This is a genomic window from Kitasatospora sp. NPDC048540 (genome assembly GCF_040651175.1).
In the GTDB taxonomy this organism is placed as follows: Bacteria; Actinomycetota; Actinomycetes; order Streptomycetales; family Streptomycetaceae; genus Kitasatospora.
The window spans coordinates 1-14,677 of sequence record NZ_JBEZIR010000175.1 but is presented as its reverse complement, the minus strand read 5'-3'; the positions used below and the strand labels follow the sequence as shown (position 1 = coordinate 14,677).

Annotated in this window: 13 protein-coding genes and 1 pseudogene; 10 read left to right on the top strand and 4 right to left on the bottom strand. The window is 74.2% G+C overall.

The genetic code is table 11. From position 1 onward, the window contains the following. The 3 genes and pseudogenes from AB0D08_RS37485 to AB0D08_RS37475 all read left to right on the top strand — a co-directional run. Positions 1–920: pseudogene (locus tag AB0D08_RS37485) on the top strand (hypothetical protein); the annotation flags it as partial. Between the two features lie 35 nt (positions 921–955). Beyond that, the gene (locus AB0D08_RS37480; RefSeq protein ID WP_359894816.1) at positions 956–1,990 is read left to right on the top strand and encodes a crosslink repair DNA glycosylase YcaQ family protein; all 1,035 of its coding nucleotides are present in this window, start codon (positions 956–958) and stop codon (positions 1,988–1,990) included. A 93-nt stretch (positions 1,991–2,083) separates the two neighbouring features. Continuing rightward, positions 2,084–2,527, top strand: a complete 444-nt coding sequence (locus AB0D08_RS37475; RefSeq protein WP_033818593.1) for an SPW repeat protein — start codon at positions 2,084–2,086, stop codon at positions 2,525–2,527. Positions 2,528–2,611: 84 nt separating this feature from the next. Here the strand turns inward: AB0D08_RS37475 and AB0D08_RS37470 are convergent, their stop codons facing one another. Next, a complete protein-coding gene (locus AB0D08_RS37470) occupies positions 2,612–4,006 on the bottom strand; it encodes a class II fumarate hydratase (protein ID WP_033818594.1) in 1,395 nt (464 codons plus the stop codon). 168 nt (positions 4,007–4,174) lie between these two features. Between AB0D08_RS37470 and AB0D08_RS37465 the strand changes: the two genes are divergently transcribed. The 4 genes from AB0D08_RS37465 (at position 4,175) to AB0D08_RS37450 (ending at position 7,654) form a co-directional block, all read left to right on the top strand. Beyond that, positions 4,175–4,543, top strand: coding sequence for a hypothetical protein (locus tag AB0D08_RS37465; RefSeq protein ID WP_359894813.1), 369 nt, complete (start codon positions 4,175–4,177; stop codon positions 4,541–4,543). A 133-nt stretch (positions 4,544–4,676) separates the two neighbouring features. After that, complete coding sequence (locus tag AB0D08_RS37460) at positions 4,677–6,476, top strand: cholesterol oxidase substrate-binding domain-containing protein (RefSeq protein WP_359894812.1); 1,800 nt, start codon at positions 4,677–4,679, stop codon at positions 6,474–6,476. A gap of 97 nt (positions 6,477–6,573) precedes the next feature. Next, positions 6,574–7,311, top strand: coding sequence for a TetR/AcrR family transcriptional regulator C-terminal domain-containing protein (locus tag AB0D08_RS37455; protein WP_359894810.1), 738 nt, complete (start codon positions 6,574–6,576; stop codon positions 7,309–7,311). After that, entirely contained in the window at positions 7,304–7,654 is a 351-nt protein-coding gene (locus tag AB0D08_RS37450) for a DUF6204 family protein (RefSeq protein WP_033818596.1), read from the top strand. Before AB0D08_RS37455 ends, AB0D08_RS37450 begins: the two co-directional genes overlap by 8 nt. A 23-nt stretch (positions 7,655–7,677) precedes the next feature. Here the strand turns inward: AB0D08_RS37450 and AB0D08_RS37445 are convergent, their stop codons facing one another. Then, positions 7,678–8,196 (bottom strand): GNAT family N-acetyltransferase, encoded by a 519-nt coding sequence (locus AB0D08_RS37445; protein ID WP_033818597.1) that lies wholly within the window; start codon positions 8,194–8,196, stop codon positions 7,678–7,680. A 120-nt stretch (positions 8,197–8,316) separates the two neighbouring features. On the opposite strand from AB0D08_RS37445, the gene AB0D08_RS37440 reads away from it, so the two are divergent. The 3 genes from AB0D08_RS37440 to AB0D08_RS37430 all read left to right on the top strand — a co-directional run bounded on the left by AB0D08_RS37440 (position 8,317) and on the right by AB0D08_RS37430 (position 11,361). Next, positions 8,317–9,498: an acyl-CoA dehydrogenase family protein gene (locus AB0D08_RS37440; protein ID WP_359894808.1), complete on the top strand. Its 1,182-nt coding sequence runs from the start codon at positions 8,317–8,319 to the stop codon at positions 9,496–9,498. A 123-nt stretch (positions 9,499–9,621) separates the two neighbouring features. Next, a complete protein-coding gene (locus AB0D08_RS37435; protein ID WP_033818599.1) occupies positions 9,622–9,975 on the top strand; it encodes a hypothetical protein in 354 nt (117 codons plus the stop codon). A gap of 111 nt (positions 9,976–10,086) precedes the next feature. After that, positions 10,087–11,361, top strand: coding sequence for a multidrug effflux MFS transporter (locus tag AB0D08_RS37430; protein WP_033818600.1), 1,275 nt, complete (start codon positions 10,087–10,089; stop codon positions 11,359–11,361). Positions 11,362–11,392: 31 nt separating this feature from the next. Here AB0D08_RS37430 and AB0D08_RS37425 read toward each other — a convergent pair whose 3' ends face one another. Both AB0D08_RS37425 and AB0D08_RS37420 read right to left on the bottom strand, forming a co-directional pair. Next, entirely contained in the window at positions 11,393–12,388 is a 996-nt protein-coding gene (locus AB0D08_RS37425; protein WP_359894805.1) for a hypothetical protein, read from the bottom strand. 92 nt (positions 12,389–12,480) lie between these two features. Next, the gene (locus AB0D08_RS37420) at positions 12,481–14,220 is read right to left on the bottom strand and encodes a glycosyl hydrolase family 18 protein (protein ID WP_359894803.1); all 1,740 of its coding nucleotides are present in this window, start codon (positions 14,218–14,220) and stop codon (positions 12,481–12,483) included. Positions 14,221–14,677: the final 457 nt, after the last annotated feature.

The window sequence follows — 14,677 nt, the reverse complement described above, 5'->3', positions numbered from 1 at the left end:
GCCGGCTCCTGATCGGCCTCTACCCGGCCCGCTACCGCGAACTGCACGGCGAGGACATCGCCGCCACCTTCGCCGAGGCCACCGAAGGCCTGAGCGGTCGCGCGGTCCTGCGCGAACGCCTCGACCTCGCCTCCCATGCCCTGCGCCTACGGCTGCGGATGGCCTCCACCGACCCGGCCGGCCGGATGCTGGCGGGGGCGGCCCCGGTCGCACTCGCCCTCGGGGTCGGCGAGTGCCTGTACGACCAGGTGTGGTATCTGCACAACGTCACCCAGGCCCTCTCCCACATGGCCACCCGGCCCCGGCTGGCCGCGTTCACCTCGGGCATGTACCTGGCGCTGGTGGTGCCCTGGATCGTGGCCCTGCTGTGTGCCGCGGTCGGCCGGTGGAAGCCGGCCCGCAGGGCGGCCGTCCTGGGGCTGCTGACCGAAGCCGTCTCCTGGGGGCTGGTGTTCGGGCACGCCTGGCAGATGTACGGCGAGCTCGCACGAATCGCCCTGCTGGCCGCGCTGGTGCTGCTCGCCCCGCCCGACCTGGTCGACACCGCCCGCCGCGGCCGGTGGGAGGTGACCGGCCTCGCCCTCGGGGCCGGTCTGCCGCTCGCCGCGCTGGCCACGTTCGACGCGACACTGCTGGGGGTGTTCTGGCGGTCGGTGCCGGCCCTGCTGTCCATCTGGTCGTTCGCGGTGGCGGCGGCTCTGCTGCTGGCGCATCTCTCCACGCGGCGGCCCGACCTGTTCCGGGGAGCGGGGATCGCACTCGGGACGGCGCCCTGGCTGGTGGAGTCCGCCCCGTGGCCCGTCCCGGTGGCGTGGGCGGGCACGGCGTTCGTGGTGCTGATCGGCGGCGCCGTGGCAGTCGGCGGGGTGGTCCACCTGGTCCGCCGGGCGATGGGCGCCGAACCGATCGAACCGGCCTGAGCCCGGCGGTCCCCGCCGACCGGCAGGATGGCGGTATGACCGACGATGCCGAGCTGCTCCGGTGGCGGATGCACGCCCAGTTCGCCGACGGCCCGTCAGGGGTCGCGGAGATCGCCCGCCGCTGCGCCGGCGTCCAGGCCCAGGACGCCGGCGCCGTCCGGCTGGCGCTGCGGGCCCGCGGCCTGCGCGATCCGGCGGCCGTGCAGGCCGCGTACGCCGCCGGCGAGGTGGTCGCCACCTGGCTGATGCGCGGCACCCTGCACCTGGTGCCGGCCGGGGACGCCGCCGGACTGCTGGCGCTGTACCGGGACCGGCTGCTGGCGGGCGGCGCCCGCCGCCGCCGGGAGCTCGGGCTGACCGAGGAGCTGTGCGCCCGGGCGCTCGCCGTCGCCCCCGGACTGCTGGACCCTCCGCCCGGCCGGGCGGAACTGATCGCGGCGCTGCGCGCGCACGGTGTCCCGGTGGAGCCGAAGGGGCAGGCCCCCGCGCACCTGACGGCCTTCCTCGCGGCGCACGGTGTGCTCTGCCGGGGCGCGGAGGTGGCGCCGCGCGAACCCGGCTACCGGCCGCTGCCGGCGGGCCGGGAGCTCACCGCGGGGGACCTGGCGCGCGGCTACCTGCGCGCCTTCGGCCCGGCCGCCCTGGCCGACCTCGCGGCCTGGTCGGGCCTGCCGCAGGCGACGGCCCGGGCGGCCTTCGCGGCGGCCGGGGCGGTGGAGACGCTGCCCGGGCTGTCCGTGCTGCCGGGCTCGGCACCGCCGCCGCCCGGTCCGCCGCTGGTGCGGCTGCTCGGTCCGTACGACGGGTACCTGCTCGGCTACCGCTCGCGGGGGCTGATGCTGGACCCGGCGCGGGCGAAGCGGATCAACGCCGGCGGCGGGGTGGTCCGGCCCGCGCTGGTGGCCGACGGCCGGGTGCTGGGCACCTGGCGGACGGCCCGGGGCGAGCTGCTGGTGGAGCCGTTCGAGGTGCTGCCGCGGGGCGTCCGCCGGGGCCTCGACGCCGAGGTGGAGGCGGTCGGGGGCTTCCTCGGCGAGCCGCTGTCGCTCCGGCTGGAGGACCCTGCATGAAAAATCGGACATAAAGTGCGAATAAGTGTTATATCCGTCCAGGATCGGGTAGCTACAGGGCGCCTGCCAGTCTCGATCGAGGAGGTGGTCCCGGTGTCGACCCAGTTGCCCATGGGCATGGAGCACCACCCGGACATCCTGGAATTGCGTGAGCACTACGAGCGGGCCGCGGCCACGCCGCGCGCCCAGGGCGTTGAGGCACTGGCCCTGGTGACCGGTCTCTTCCTGGCGATCTCCCCGTGGGTGGTCGGATTCTCCGGCTTCTCCGCGCTGACCATCAGCAACCTGGTTCTCGGGTTGGCCTTCACCGTCCTGATGGCGGGCTACGGCTCGGCCTACGAGCGCACCCACGCGCGCGCCTGGGCCTGCCTCGCCATCGGTGCCTGGACCTGTCTCGCCCCTTGGTGGACGGTGGGCAGTGAGGCCGTCTTCCGGACGATCCTCACCAACCTCGTCGTCGGCGGTCTGATGATCTGCCTGTCGCTGGGAGCGATCTCCATGGCCGGTTCCCCGATGCGCCGTGGTGGCGGCAGCTGAGTGAAAGACGCCCCGGCCGGTGCGTGACGTGGTGGCCCGCACCGGCCGGCGGTCTGCCCGGGGTCCGGCCCCGGGTTCCGCGCGTCAGGGGCGGGTCATCCGCAGCACGTCCAGGGCCCGGTCCAGCTGCTGCTCGGTGAGCAGGCCCCGGTCGACGTAGCCGCGCTCCAGCACCACCTGACGGATGGTCTTGCGCTCGGCCAGGGACTGCTTGGCCACCTTGGCGGCCTCCTCGTACCCGATGAAGCGGTTGAGCGGCGTGACCACCGAGGGCGAGGACTCGGCGTACTCCCGGGCCCGCTCCGCATTGGCGGTGATGCCGTCCACCGTCCGGTCGGCCAGCAGCCGGGCGCTGTTGGCCAGCAGCCGGACCGACTCCAGCAGGTTGCGGGCGATGACCGGGAGCATCACGTTCAGCTCGAAGTTGCCGCTCGCGCCGGCCACCGTGACGGTGGTGTCGTTGCCGATCACCTGGGCCGCCACCATCAGCACCACCTCGGGCAGCACCGGGTTGACCTTCCCGGGCATGATCGAGGAACCCGGCTGGAGGTCGGGCAGGTTGATCTCGCCGAGACCGGTCCGGGGGCCGGAGCCCATCCAGCGCAGATCGTTCGCGATCTTGGTGAAGCCGACCGCGACCGTCCGCAGCTGTCCGCTCAACTCGACCAGTGCGTCCCGGGCCCCCTGGGCCTCGAAGTGGTCGCGGGCCTCGGTCAGCGGCAGCCCGGTCGCCCGGGTGAGTTCGGCGATCACGGCGGCGGCGAAGCCCGGCGGGGTGTTGATCCCGGTGCCGACGGCGGTGCCGCCGAGCGGGAGTTCGGCGACCCGGGGGAGGGTCGCGGCCAGCCGCTCCACCCCGTAGCGGACCTGCGCGGCGTAGCCGCCGAACTCCTGGCCGAGGGTGACCGGGGTGGCGTCCATCAGATGGGTGCGGCCCGCCTTGACCACGTCGGCGAACTCGCCCGAGCGCCGCTCCAACGCGGCCGCCAGGTGCTCCAGTGCGGGGATCAGCTCGCCGGTGACGGCCGCGGTGGCCGCGATGTGGATGGAGGACGGGAAGACGTCGTTGGAGGACTGGCTGGCGTTGACGTGGTCGTTGGGGTGTACCGGACGGCCCAGCCGCTCGGTCGCCAGGGTGGCGATCACCTCGTTGGCGTTCATGTTGGACGAGGTGCCCGAGCCGGTCTGGAACACGTCGACCGGGAACTCCCCGTCCCAGCGCCCCTCGGCCACCTCGCCGGCCGCCTGCTCGATCGCCTCGGCCGTCGGCCCGTCGAGCACGCCGAGTTCGGCGTTGACCCGGGCGGCAGCGGCCTTGATCCGGGCCAGCGCGGCGATGTGCGCCCGCTCCAGCCGCCGGCCGGAGACCGGGAAGTTCTCCACCGCCCGCTGCGTCTGCGCCTGCCACTTGGCGGCGGCCGGCACCCGTACCTCTCCCATCGAGTCGTGCTCGATCCTGAACCCGTCCTCAGCACCCATCGTGCGACACCTCCTGATCACCCGAGCCGCGCGGACGCCCGCAATATTTCCACCCGCCGGGCCGCTCCCTGCCGTGCCGTGCCGGGGCGCGACCGTTCGCTGGTCCGGTGGTCCCGCGGCTCGGCGGGGCAACCCGCGGGTGGCGCGGTGGTGCGGGAGGATGGCGGGGTGAGCGAGACACCGCAACCGACCGGCACGGCCGAACCGACCGGACCGGCGGAGGCCCCCGAGGCCGCCGTCCGGTTCGACGAGATCGCGGCCGAGCTGGGGCCGCGCGGGGCCGTCCGGTCCCAGATGTTCGGCATGCCCTGTCTGAAGGACGCCGACGGCAAGGCCTTCCTGGGTCTGCACCGGGGCGAGCTGGTCTGCCGGCTGGGCCGGGAGACCCCGGCCTTCGCCGAGGCGCTGCACCTGCCCGGCGCGCACCTGTTCGACCCCGCGGGCGGGCGCCCGATGAAGGACTGGCTCTGCCTGCCCGCCGGTGCGGCCGGACACTGGGACAACTTCGCCGATGCAGCTTTCCGGGCCAAGCGCTGACCGTTCGTCTGATCTATCACTCGAACGGATGAAGATCGGCCTGTCTCCCGCCGCCTCCCGACCGCTGGTCGCCTAGCCTCGCCGCGGCACCGTGCACGGTGCACCGACAGCGGCGAGACGGGGGCGGACAGCAGTGGAGCACGGACCGGACACCGGACTGACCAGGCGCGGACTGATGGCCGGCGCGGCCGCCCTCTCGATGGCCGGCTGGCTGCTCAACGGCACGCTCGGGCCCGAGAGCGCGGACGCCGCCGTCCCGCTGCCGCCCGCGCTGCCCGCCGGGGTGACGCCCTACCGCGCCGAGTACCGCAACTGGTCCGGCGAGATCCACGCCGACCAGCTGTGGACCTGCGCCCCCGACTCGCCCGAGCAGGTCGTACTGCTCGCCGACTGGGCCCGCGCCAACGGCTGGCGGCTGCGCGCCCAGGGGCACCGCCACACCTGGGCGCCGCTCACCGTCCCGGCGGGCACCGACGCCGACGCGCGGGTGCTGCTGCTGGACACCACCCGGCACCTCACCGCGCTGACCCTGGTCGACGGATCAACCGTCCGCGCCCGGACCGGCGCCGACATGGAGGCGCTGCTCGCCTTCCTCGCCGACCGCGGGCTCGGCCTCGCCGCCTGTCCTGCGCCGGGTGAGCTGACCGTCGGCGGGGTGCTCGCCATCGGCGGCCACGGCACCGCCGTCGAACCGGCCGGCGCCGCGGCTCTCCCCGGGCACGGCTACGGCACCGTCAGCAACCAGGTCGTCCGGTTCACCGCGGTGGTCCTCGATCCGGCGCTCGACCGGTACGTGCTGCGCACCTTCGAGCGCGCCGAGGCCGACGCCGCCGCCTTCCTGGTCCACCTCGGCCGGGCCTTCCTCACCGAGGTCGAGCTGCGGGTGGGCCAGGACCAGCGGCTGCGCTGCGTCAGCCGGCTGGACATCCCGGCCGCCGAACTGCTCGCCCCCGCAGGCTCGGGCCCGCGCACCCTGGCGGGCCTGCTGGCGGGCTCCGGCCGGGTCGAGGTGATCTGGTTCGCGTTCACCGAGCAGCCGTGGATCAAGGTCTGGAGCGCGGCGCCGACCCGGCCCGCGGCGGCCCGCGAGGTCCGCGAACCGTACAACTACCCGTTCTCGGACCGGATCCCGGAGCCGGTGGCCCGGCTGGCGGGCGAGATCGCGGCCGGTGCCTGGGGGTCGGCGCCGCTGCTCGGCCAGCTGCAGTACCTGGTCACCAAGATCGGGCTCACCGGGGACCTCACCGATCTGCTGCTCGGCGGCGGCCTGCTGCGCGACCTGCTCAGCGGCGACGCCCTGGTCCACCTGCTGGCCGACGGCCTGCGCTCCGACCTGTGGGGGGCGTCCCGCACCCTGCTGCAGTACGTCCGCCCGAGCACCCTGAGGGTGACCGCCAACGGGTACGCGGTGCTCGCCCGGCGGGCGGACGTCCAGTGGGTGGCCGCCGAGTTCGCTGCGTTCTACCGGGCGCTGCTGGCGCAGTACCGGGACCGCGGCGAGTTCCCGGTCAACGGCGGGGTGGAGATCCGGGTCACCGGCCTGGACCGGGCGGACGGCCCGGGCGTGCCCGGCGCCCGGCCGCCGCTGCTGTCGGCCCTGCGGCCGCGCGCGGACCGGCCGGAGTGGGACACCGCCGTCTGGCTGGACGTGCTCAGCCTGCCCGGTACGCCCGGCCTGCCGCGGTTCTGCCGGGAGCTGGAGCAGTTCCTGCTGCGCACCTTCGACGGCACCCGGGCGGGGCTGCGGGTCGAGTGGTCCAAGGGCTGGGCGTACACCGAGGAGGGGGCCTGGGCGGACCCGGACCTGCTGGAGCGGGTGGTCCCGGCGTCGCTCGGCGAGGGTGGCGGCTGGGCGGAGGCGGTCGCCGTCCTCGACCGTCACGACCCCGACCGGGTGTTCTCCAACGCCTTCCTGGACCGCCTGCTGCGCTGAGGCCCGCCCGCCGGGGCGCCACCTAACACTGTTAGACTCTCCCTAACGGTGTTAGGTGGCCCGGATGTCCGGGCTCCGGAGCGGACGGAGGGACGCGATGACGGCGTTGCCCGGCGCGGGCGAGGAGGCGGCCCCGCCGCAACTCACCCGCGAGGCGCTGGTCACGGCCGCGCTGCGGATCCTCGAACGCGACGGCGTCAACGGACTGTCGATGCGCCGGCTCGCCGCCGAACTCGGCGTCAAGGCGGCCTCGCTGTACTGGCACGTGCGCAACAAGGAGCAGCTGCTCGACCTGCTCACCGACGCGCTGATGGCCGACGCCGTCCCGCCCCCGCGCCGGGGCTCCTGGCGCGACCAGCTGCGCGAGTACGGCCTGCGCCACCGCAGCCACCTGCTCGGCAGACGTGACGCCGCCAAGGTGGTGGCCGGCCGGCTCGCCCCCGGGCCGCACCTGCTGCGGCTGATGGAGGACCAGCTGGACCGGCTGCGCGAGGCCGGGTTCTCCGACGCCGACGCCGCCCAGATCAACTACCTGCTCGGCGCCTACGTCCACGGCTTCGTGCTGCAGGAGATCACCCCGCTGTCCGCGGCCGAGGCGGCGGGCACCGGCCGCGCGGAGGTGGCCCGCGCCGCCGGCGATCAGTTGCGCGGGCTGCCCGCCGACCGGTACCCGAACCTGGTGGACCTCGCCGACGACCTCACCACGCCGACCATGGACGAGCGCTTCGCGTTCGGCCTCGAACGGCTCCTCGACGGGCTCGCCGTCCTGCTGGAGCAGGCCCGTGCCGCCGCCCCCGAAGCAGCCGACCCGGAACAGGAACCCACCCATGAGTGAACGCACCTACCGCGTCATCGTCCGCGGCGTCTTCGCCGGCCTCGACGAGGCCCGGCGCGCCGAGCTGACCGCCGCCGCGGACCGGCACGACATCCTCAGCGCCGCCTTCACCGACGAGGGCACGCTCGTCTACGACCTGGGTCTGCGCAACTTCAGCTTCCGCTGCGTGGTCGGCCAGGCCGCCGCGGACGCGGACGGGACCGCCCTGGGCGCCGAGGCGGCCGAGCGGACCGCCTGCGACCGGGCCGCCGCCCGGCTCGCCGGACTCGGCATCGGACACGGGCCGCTGCGCGCCGCCGCCACCAGCGTCGACGACATGAAGATCCGCCGCCCCCGCCGCTGACGGCCCGGCCCCGCCGCCCGCGCTCAGACCAGCGACTTGTGGAAGAACGTGGTCGGCCGCAGGGTGCCCGCCGGGTCGGCGGCGAACCGCGGCACGCTGCCCAGCCTGGTCCAGCCCGCCGCCGCGTACAGCCGCTCGGCCGGGCTGCCGGTCTGGGTGTCCAGCAGCAGCAGACTGACCCCGAGCCCGGCCGCCTCCCGCTCCGCGTGCGCGAGCAACTCCCGTCCCAGGCCCCGGCCGCGCGCCCCGCTGTGCACGATCAGCTTGGCCAGCTCGGCCCGGTGCCGGCTGTTCGGGCTCGGCGCCAGCCGCAGCTGGACGGTACCCAGCAGCCGTCCGCCGTCGCGGGCCGCCCACAGCGCGATCGAGCCGTCCCCGACCCCGGCCGCCAGACCCCGCCACCAGCCGGCCGCCTCCTCGGCGGCGAGCGGGGCGAGGAAGCCCACCGAGGAACCGCCGGCCACCGCGTCGGCCAGCAGCTCACCGAGCTCCCCGGCGCTCTCCAGCAGTTCCCCGGCCTCGAGACGGGTGATCGCGGGCATGTCGCACTCCCAATCGTCGGTCGACTGTGGGCATCATCTCGTACCGTCCGCGCCCGGCGGCGCGGGATACTCGTCGCCGCGGCCCACCCCTCGCCGCGCCGTCCGTCCGAGGAGACCGCCATGGCCACCACCCCCGACCGTCTCGACCCGGCCGACCTGCTCGCCGTCGGGGAGCTGCTCACCGACGAGGAGCGGCTGATCCGCGACACCGTGCGCCGGTTCACCGACGAACGGATCCGCCCGCAGATCGGCGACTGGTTCGAGCGCGGCCACTTCCCGGCCCGCGAGATCGCCCCGGAGCTGGGCGCGCTGGGCGTCCTCGGGATGCACCTGGACAGCTACGGCTGCACCGGCTCCACCGCCACCGAGTACGGCGTCGCCTGCATGGAGCTGGAGGCCGCCGACTCCGGCCTGCGCAGCTTCGTCTCGGTGCAGGGATCACTCGCGATGCGCTCCATCCACGCCTTCGGCTCCGAGGAGCAGAAGCAGCAGTGGCTCCCCGAGCTGGCCGCCGGCCGGGCGATCGGCTGCTTCGGGCTCACCGAACCGGACTTCGGCTCCGACCCGGCCAACATGCGCACCCGGGCCCGCCGCAAGGGCGACGACTGGGTGCTCTCCGGCTCCAAGATGTGGATCACCAACGGCTCGGTCTCCGACGTCGCGGTGGTCTGGGCGCAGACCGACGAAGGCGTGCGCGGTTTCCTGGTCCCGCGGGGCGCCAAGGGGTTCACCGCCACCGACGTGCACGGCAAGCTCTCGCTGCGCGCCTCCGTCACCAGCGAGCTCGCCTTCGACGAGGTGCTGCTGCCCGCGGACGCGATGCTGCCCGGGGTGCGCGGCCTGCGCGGCCCGCTCTCCTCGCTCAACGAGGCCCGGTACGGCATCCTGTGGGGCACCGTCGGCGCGGCCCGCGACTGCTACACCGCCGCCCTGGACTACGCGAAGACCCGGATCCAGTTCGACCGGCCGATCGCCGGGTTCCAGCTCACCCAGCAGAAGCTGGTCGAGATGATGCTGGAGGTGGAGAAGGCGTACCTGGTGGCGGTCCGGATCGGCCGCCTCAAGGACGAGGGCCGCAGCCTGCCCGCGCACGTCAGCTTCGGCAAGCTCAACAACGTCCGCACCGCGCTGGAGATCGCCCGTTCGGCCCGGACCGTCCTCGGCGCCAACGGCATCACCACCGCGTACTCGCCGCTGCGGCACGCCAACAACCTGGAGTCGGTGCTCACCTACGAGGGCACCTCCGAGATCCACACCCTGGTCCTCGGCGAGGCGATCACCGGCGAGGCCGCCTACCGCTGACGCGGCCTCGGGGCCCGCGCCGGGACGGGCGGTCGGCGCAGGCCGCGGAGCGAGGGAAAAGCGCTGGTCGCGACGGTGGCCGGGCCGGTAGCGTGCGCGGCGATCCCGAAGGAGACCACCGCCATGACCGGCCACCCGACCACCACCCTCTGGCGTCCGACCGGCCCCGCCGAGCTCGCGCTGGTCGAGGCCGCCGACCGGCGGGCCTGGCCGCCGCGCCTTCCGGACCAGCCGATCTTCTACCCGGTGCTGAACGAGGACTACGCCGTCCGGATCGCCCGCGACTGGAACGTCCCGGCGTCCGGCGCCGGGTACGTGACGCGGTTCGAGGTCGACACGGCCTTCCTCGCCCGCTACCCGGTCCGGCAGGCCGGCGGCGAGACCATCCTGGAGCTGTGGGTGCCGGCCGAGGAACTACCCGAGTTCAACCGGCACCTGGTGGGCCGGATCGAGGTCGTCCACGAGTTCCGCGCCTGAGGTGCGGGCGGGGCCGACTGCCCCAGCGGCGGCCACGATCGGGGGCCCTGGGTTTCGCCGGACCGTGCGGGTGCGATAGGACGGGGCGTAACCGCCACGCTAAGGAGCCCCATGTCAGCCCCGTCCGTCGACGCCGACGGTGACCGTTCGACCGACGCCGGCCCGATACCGTCGGCCGGCGCCCCGCCGGGGCCGGCGACCGTGGTCGTCCTCGGCGGCCTCGCGGCCCTGGGTCCGCTCACCCTCGACCTCTACATGCCGGCCCTTCCGGCCCTCCGGGAGGGCCTGCACTCCACCGTCCCCGCCGCCCAGCTGACCCTCACCGCCTCACTGGCCGGGCTCTCGCTCGGCCAGCTGGTGTTCGGTCCGCTGAGTGACCGGCTGGGACGGCTGCGGCCGCTGGGGGTGGGCCTCGCGGTCTACACCCTGGCCACCGTCCTGTGCGCGCTGGCGCCTTCGATGGAGGTGCTGATCGGCGCCCGGCTGGTGCAGGGGGTCGCGGGCTCGGCCGGTCTGGTCATCTCCCGGGCCATCGCCCGCGACCGGTACGAGGGGGTGGCGATGATCCGCTTCCTGGCCTCGCTCGGCATGATCTCGGGGCTGGCCCCGATCTTCGCCCCCGTGCTCGGCGGTCAGCTGCTGCGGGTCACGACCTGGCGCGGCACCTTCGTCGCGCTCTCGGTGGTGGGGGCCGCGCTCACCCTCGGCGTGCTGCTGGTGCTGCGGGAGACGCTGCCGCCGGAACGCCGCCACGCCGGCGGGCTCGGCTCGACGTTCACGGCGATCGGCGGGCTGCTGCGCGATGTGCCGTTCCTCGGCTACGTGCTGACCAGCACGTTCGGCTTCGGCGCGCTGTTCGCCTACGTCGGCGGTTCGTCGGTGGTGCTGCAGGGCGTCTACCACGTCTCCCCGCAGACCTACAGCCTGATCTTCGCCACCAACTCGGTCGGCGTGGTGGCCTTCACCCAGCTGAACGGCCGGGTGCTGGCCGGGCGGTTCGGCCAGTCGGTGCTGATGCTGACCGGGCTGGGCATGGCGGCCCTGGCCGGGGCGGCGCTGATCGTGTTCACCACGTTCTGGGACGTCGGTCTGGCGGGCGTGTGGCCCGCGCTGTTCCTGCTGATGGCCGGCCAGGGCCTGATCCTGCCCAACTCGGCGGCCGGCGCGCTCACCATGGCGCCGCACGCGGCCGGCTCGGCCTCCGCCCTGCTCGGGACCAGCACCTTCCTGTGCGGTGCGGTGGTCGCGCCGCTGAGCAGCGCCGGCGGCGAACCGTCGGCGGTCGCCCTCGGCACCGTCGTGCTGACCTGCGCCCTCCTCGCGACCTCGGCCTACCTGCTGCTCTGCCGCCCCTGGGCGCAGCGGCCGCAGCCCGTGGCCGCCTGACGCCTCCTCGGGCCGGGGGACCGCCGGACGGCTACCGCCTGCCCCGGGCGAGCAGCTGCGCCTGGGCGTACGAGGCGAAGCCGGGGCCGGCGGCGGTCGCGGTCGCGTCGGTGGCGTTGCCGCCGGGCTTGGTGGTGCCGGAGACCGTGTAGACGGTGTACCGGCCGATCGCGGCGTGGGTGCCGGGGCAGCCGTCGGTGACGCAGTACGAGGCGTTCCCGGCCGGTACCAGGCCCTGGACCTGGCCCTGGTGGCCGGCGGCGGCCGCGTCGGCGTTGGCCTTGGCGTCGAAGATGGCGACGCCGACGGTCACCGCGCCGGTGCCCGAGGTGTAGGTGACGCGCAGCAGTGCCCGGCAGCCCTGGGCGGTGACCGGGTCGCCGAGGTGGCCGGTGGTGGCGTTCCAGCAGGGGGTGGCGGAGCCGGTGGCCACCCTGGTCCAGGTCCTGCCGCCGATGGTCAGGGTGGCCGAGGGGAACAGCCCGGCGGGGTCCAGCGGCGCGGTGTCGGTGGCCGCGGCGGAGATCACCGTCAGCGGGTCCGGCGGCCCGGCCGGGGACGGGCTCGCGGGGGTGGTTCCGCCGGGCCTGGCCGAGGGCTTCGCGGTGGCCGGCCGGGAGGCGGACGCCGAGGCCGGGGCGGAGGCGCCCGGGGAGGCCGATGCCGTGGCGGACCCGGTGGAGGAGGGCGACGGCGGGTCGGAGGCGCCACCGAAGGCGACGGCGGACGGGCTGTCGGAGGCGGGGGAGGGCGAGCTGTCCCCGGCGGCGGTGGTGGGTGCCGTCCGGTGGCCGGTCAGTGTGACGGCGGTCGCGGTGATGCCGCCGATCACCACGGTGGCGGCGACGGCCGCGCCGACCGCCCGGCGCTGCTTGCGCCGTCGCCGGTCCTGTTCGTGCTGCTCGGCCAGGGCGGCCCAGTCGGGGGCGGTCGATGACGCCCCGGGTGCAGACCCGGGTGCCGCTGTTCCGGTCGGCTGTCCGCCTGGCCCGCCCCAGCCGTTCCCGGTGCCCCACCCGTCACTCATGGTCAGCGATCCTAGAACACCGGAGCGATTGCGCGGGGACGGCCGTGCCGGTCCGCACCGGGGACGGTGCGGACCGGCGGGGGCCGGGCGCGCTACGAGATGGTGAAGTCGTCGCCGTAGACGTTGCCCTGGCCGAACCAGCCGTGCAGGTAGACGGTGACCGTGCCGGAGGCCCCGGTGGTGAACGGGACGCTGAGCTTGGTCCAGCCGGTGCCGGACGTCCAGGTGCTGGCGGTGGCGCCGCCGCTGACGCCGAGGAAGGCGTAGCTGCCCTGCACCCAGGCGCTCAGCGTGTACTTGGTGTTGGGCACGAGGGTGACGCTCTGCCCGCACTCGCCGGTCTGGCTCGCGGTGGCCGCGGCCTGCAGCGCCTTGCTGCCGGAGTGCACCGGGGTGGAGACCACGGCGCCGCCGCTCTGGCAGCTCCACGGGCTCAGACTGCCGCTCTCCAGACCGCCGTTGACCAGTCCGGTACCGCCGGAGCCGTTGACGGTCAGGGTGTAGGTGGCGGTGTGGGTGCCGCTGGGGGCGGTGCCGGTGATGGTGACGGGGTAGCTGCCGGGTGCGGTGGCGGCGGTGGTGGTGAGGTTGAGGGTGGTGGAGGCGCCGGAGGTGACTGAGGTGGCGGCGAGGGTGGCGGTGACGCCGGCGGGGGCGCCGGTGACGGCGAGGCTGACGGTCTGCGCGGAGCCGCTGGTGACGGCGGTGTTGACGGCGGCGGAGGCGGAACCGCCCGGGTTGACCGACCCGGTGGCCGGGGCGAGCGAGAGCGAGAAGTCGTTGGTGCTCTGGCCGCCGCCGGTGAACGGCGCGAAGATGTGTGAGAAGTCCCAGGTGCCCTGGCTGATGCCGGAGCAGCTGTCGGACCCGGCCGTACCGACGCAGCCGCCGTTGTCACGCTGCAGCGCCCAGAAGGACAGTGTGTTGACGCCCTTGCCGACGGCCCAGTTGTAGACGTTGGTGGCGTCGGCCAGGGTGAAGGTCTCGGCCGGGCCGAAGTCGTCGATGCCCAGCATCTCGATGATGCCGATCGAACCCCACAGCTGTGCGGGCGTCTTGGCCGGGTAGAGCTTGGCCAGCTGGTTGTACAGGCCGGTGGTGGCGGTCTTGGTGTCCTCGCCCATGTTGTGCGCGGCGTTGTCGTAGTAGTCGAAGGTCATCTGGTTGACGACGTCGATCCGCGCGTTGTTGGTGACCGCGTTCTTCAGTACGGCGAGCCCGCTGGCGGCCAGCCCGGAGGTGGTGGTCGGCAGGGTGTACGAGAACTGCACGGACCGGCCGTTGGCCGCGGCCCAGTCCTGGACCAGCTTGATGGCCTTGTTGCGGCGGTCGATGCCGGCGGTGTTGGTCAGCGAGTTGTCCTCGATGTCGAGGTCGATCCGGCTGATGTCGTAGGTGGTGACGACCTTCTCGAAGGCGGCCGCGATGGCGTTGACATCGGTGCAGCTGTCGGCGAGTTCGGTGCCGGTGTTGTCGGCGGTGTAGCCGCCGAAGGACGGGATGACGTCGCCGCCGGCCGCCTTGATGGTGTTGATCTCGGCGCCGAAGACGGCCGAGGAGACCGGCATCCCGGTGTCGCCGTTCCACAGCGGCGTGCACGACCCCTTGCTCGCGGTCTGCAGGAACGCCATGGTCAGGTGCTTGGCACCGGACTGGGCGGCGAGGGTGGCCGGGTTCTCACCGGTCCAGGCCTCGAAGTAGGGGGCGAACACGTGCTGCGGCAGCGGGGTCGCCGCCTGCGCGGTGCCCCCGCCCAGGGCCAGCAGGCCCGCCGAGGCGGCCACGGTGGCACAGGTGGTCAGCAGGGCCTGGATCGATCTGTACAGGCGCATGAATGCTCCAACAGACAGGAAGGATGGCCCGCCGGCCCGGACCTGGGCACGGCGGTGTTCTGGCGCGCTGGGCGACAGTGGGAACGCAGGGGTGGTGCGGCAGTGCACGACAGCACAGCCGGCCGGTGGTCACACCCCCACGATGCGTCCCGGTCGGAAGACCAACGCCTATGTTTGGACTAGACCAGTCGTCTGTCAAGAGCCCTAACAGTTCGTCAACGCAGCTTCCGGGCAAGGGAAGCCGGGCTGCCGTGGCCGGAACCGGCCGGGCCCGGCCCGCGTCCTGCAGAGGAGTCGGCCGGGTGCCCGGCTCCCGGTCCGGATGACGACGGCCCCTCGGGCCGGGCGCCGGGGGGCGTCCAGGCAGTCACAACCCTTCCATGTGACCGATGACATGTGAAATATTACGCCCGCTCACCCGACCACCCCCGTCCGGAAAGGACCGGTCAGTTGCGCA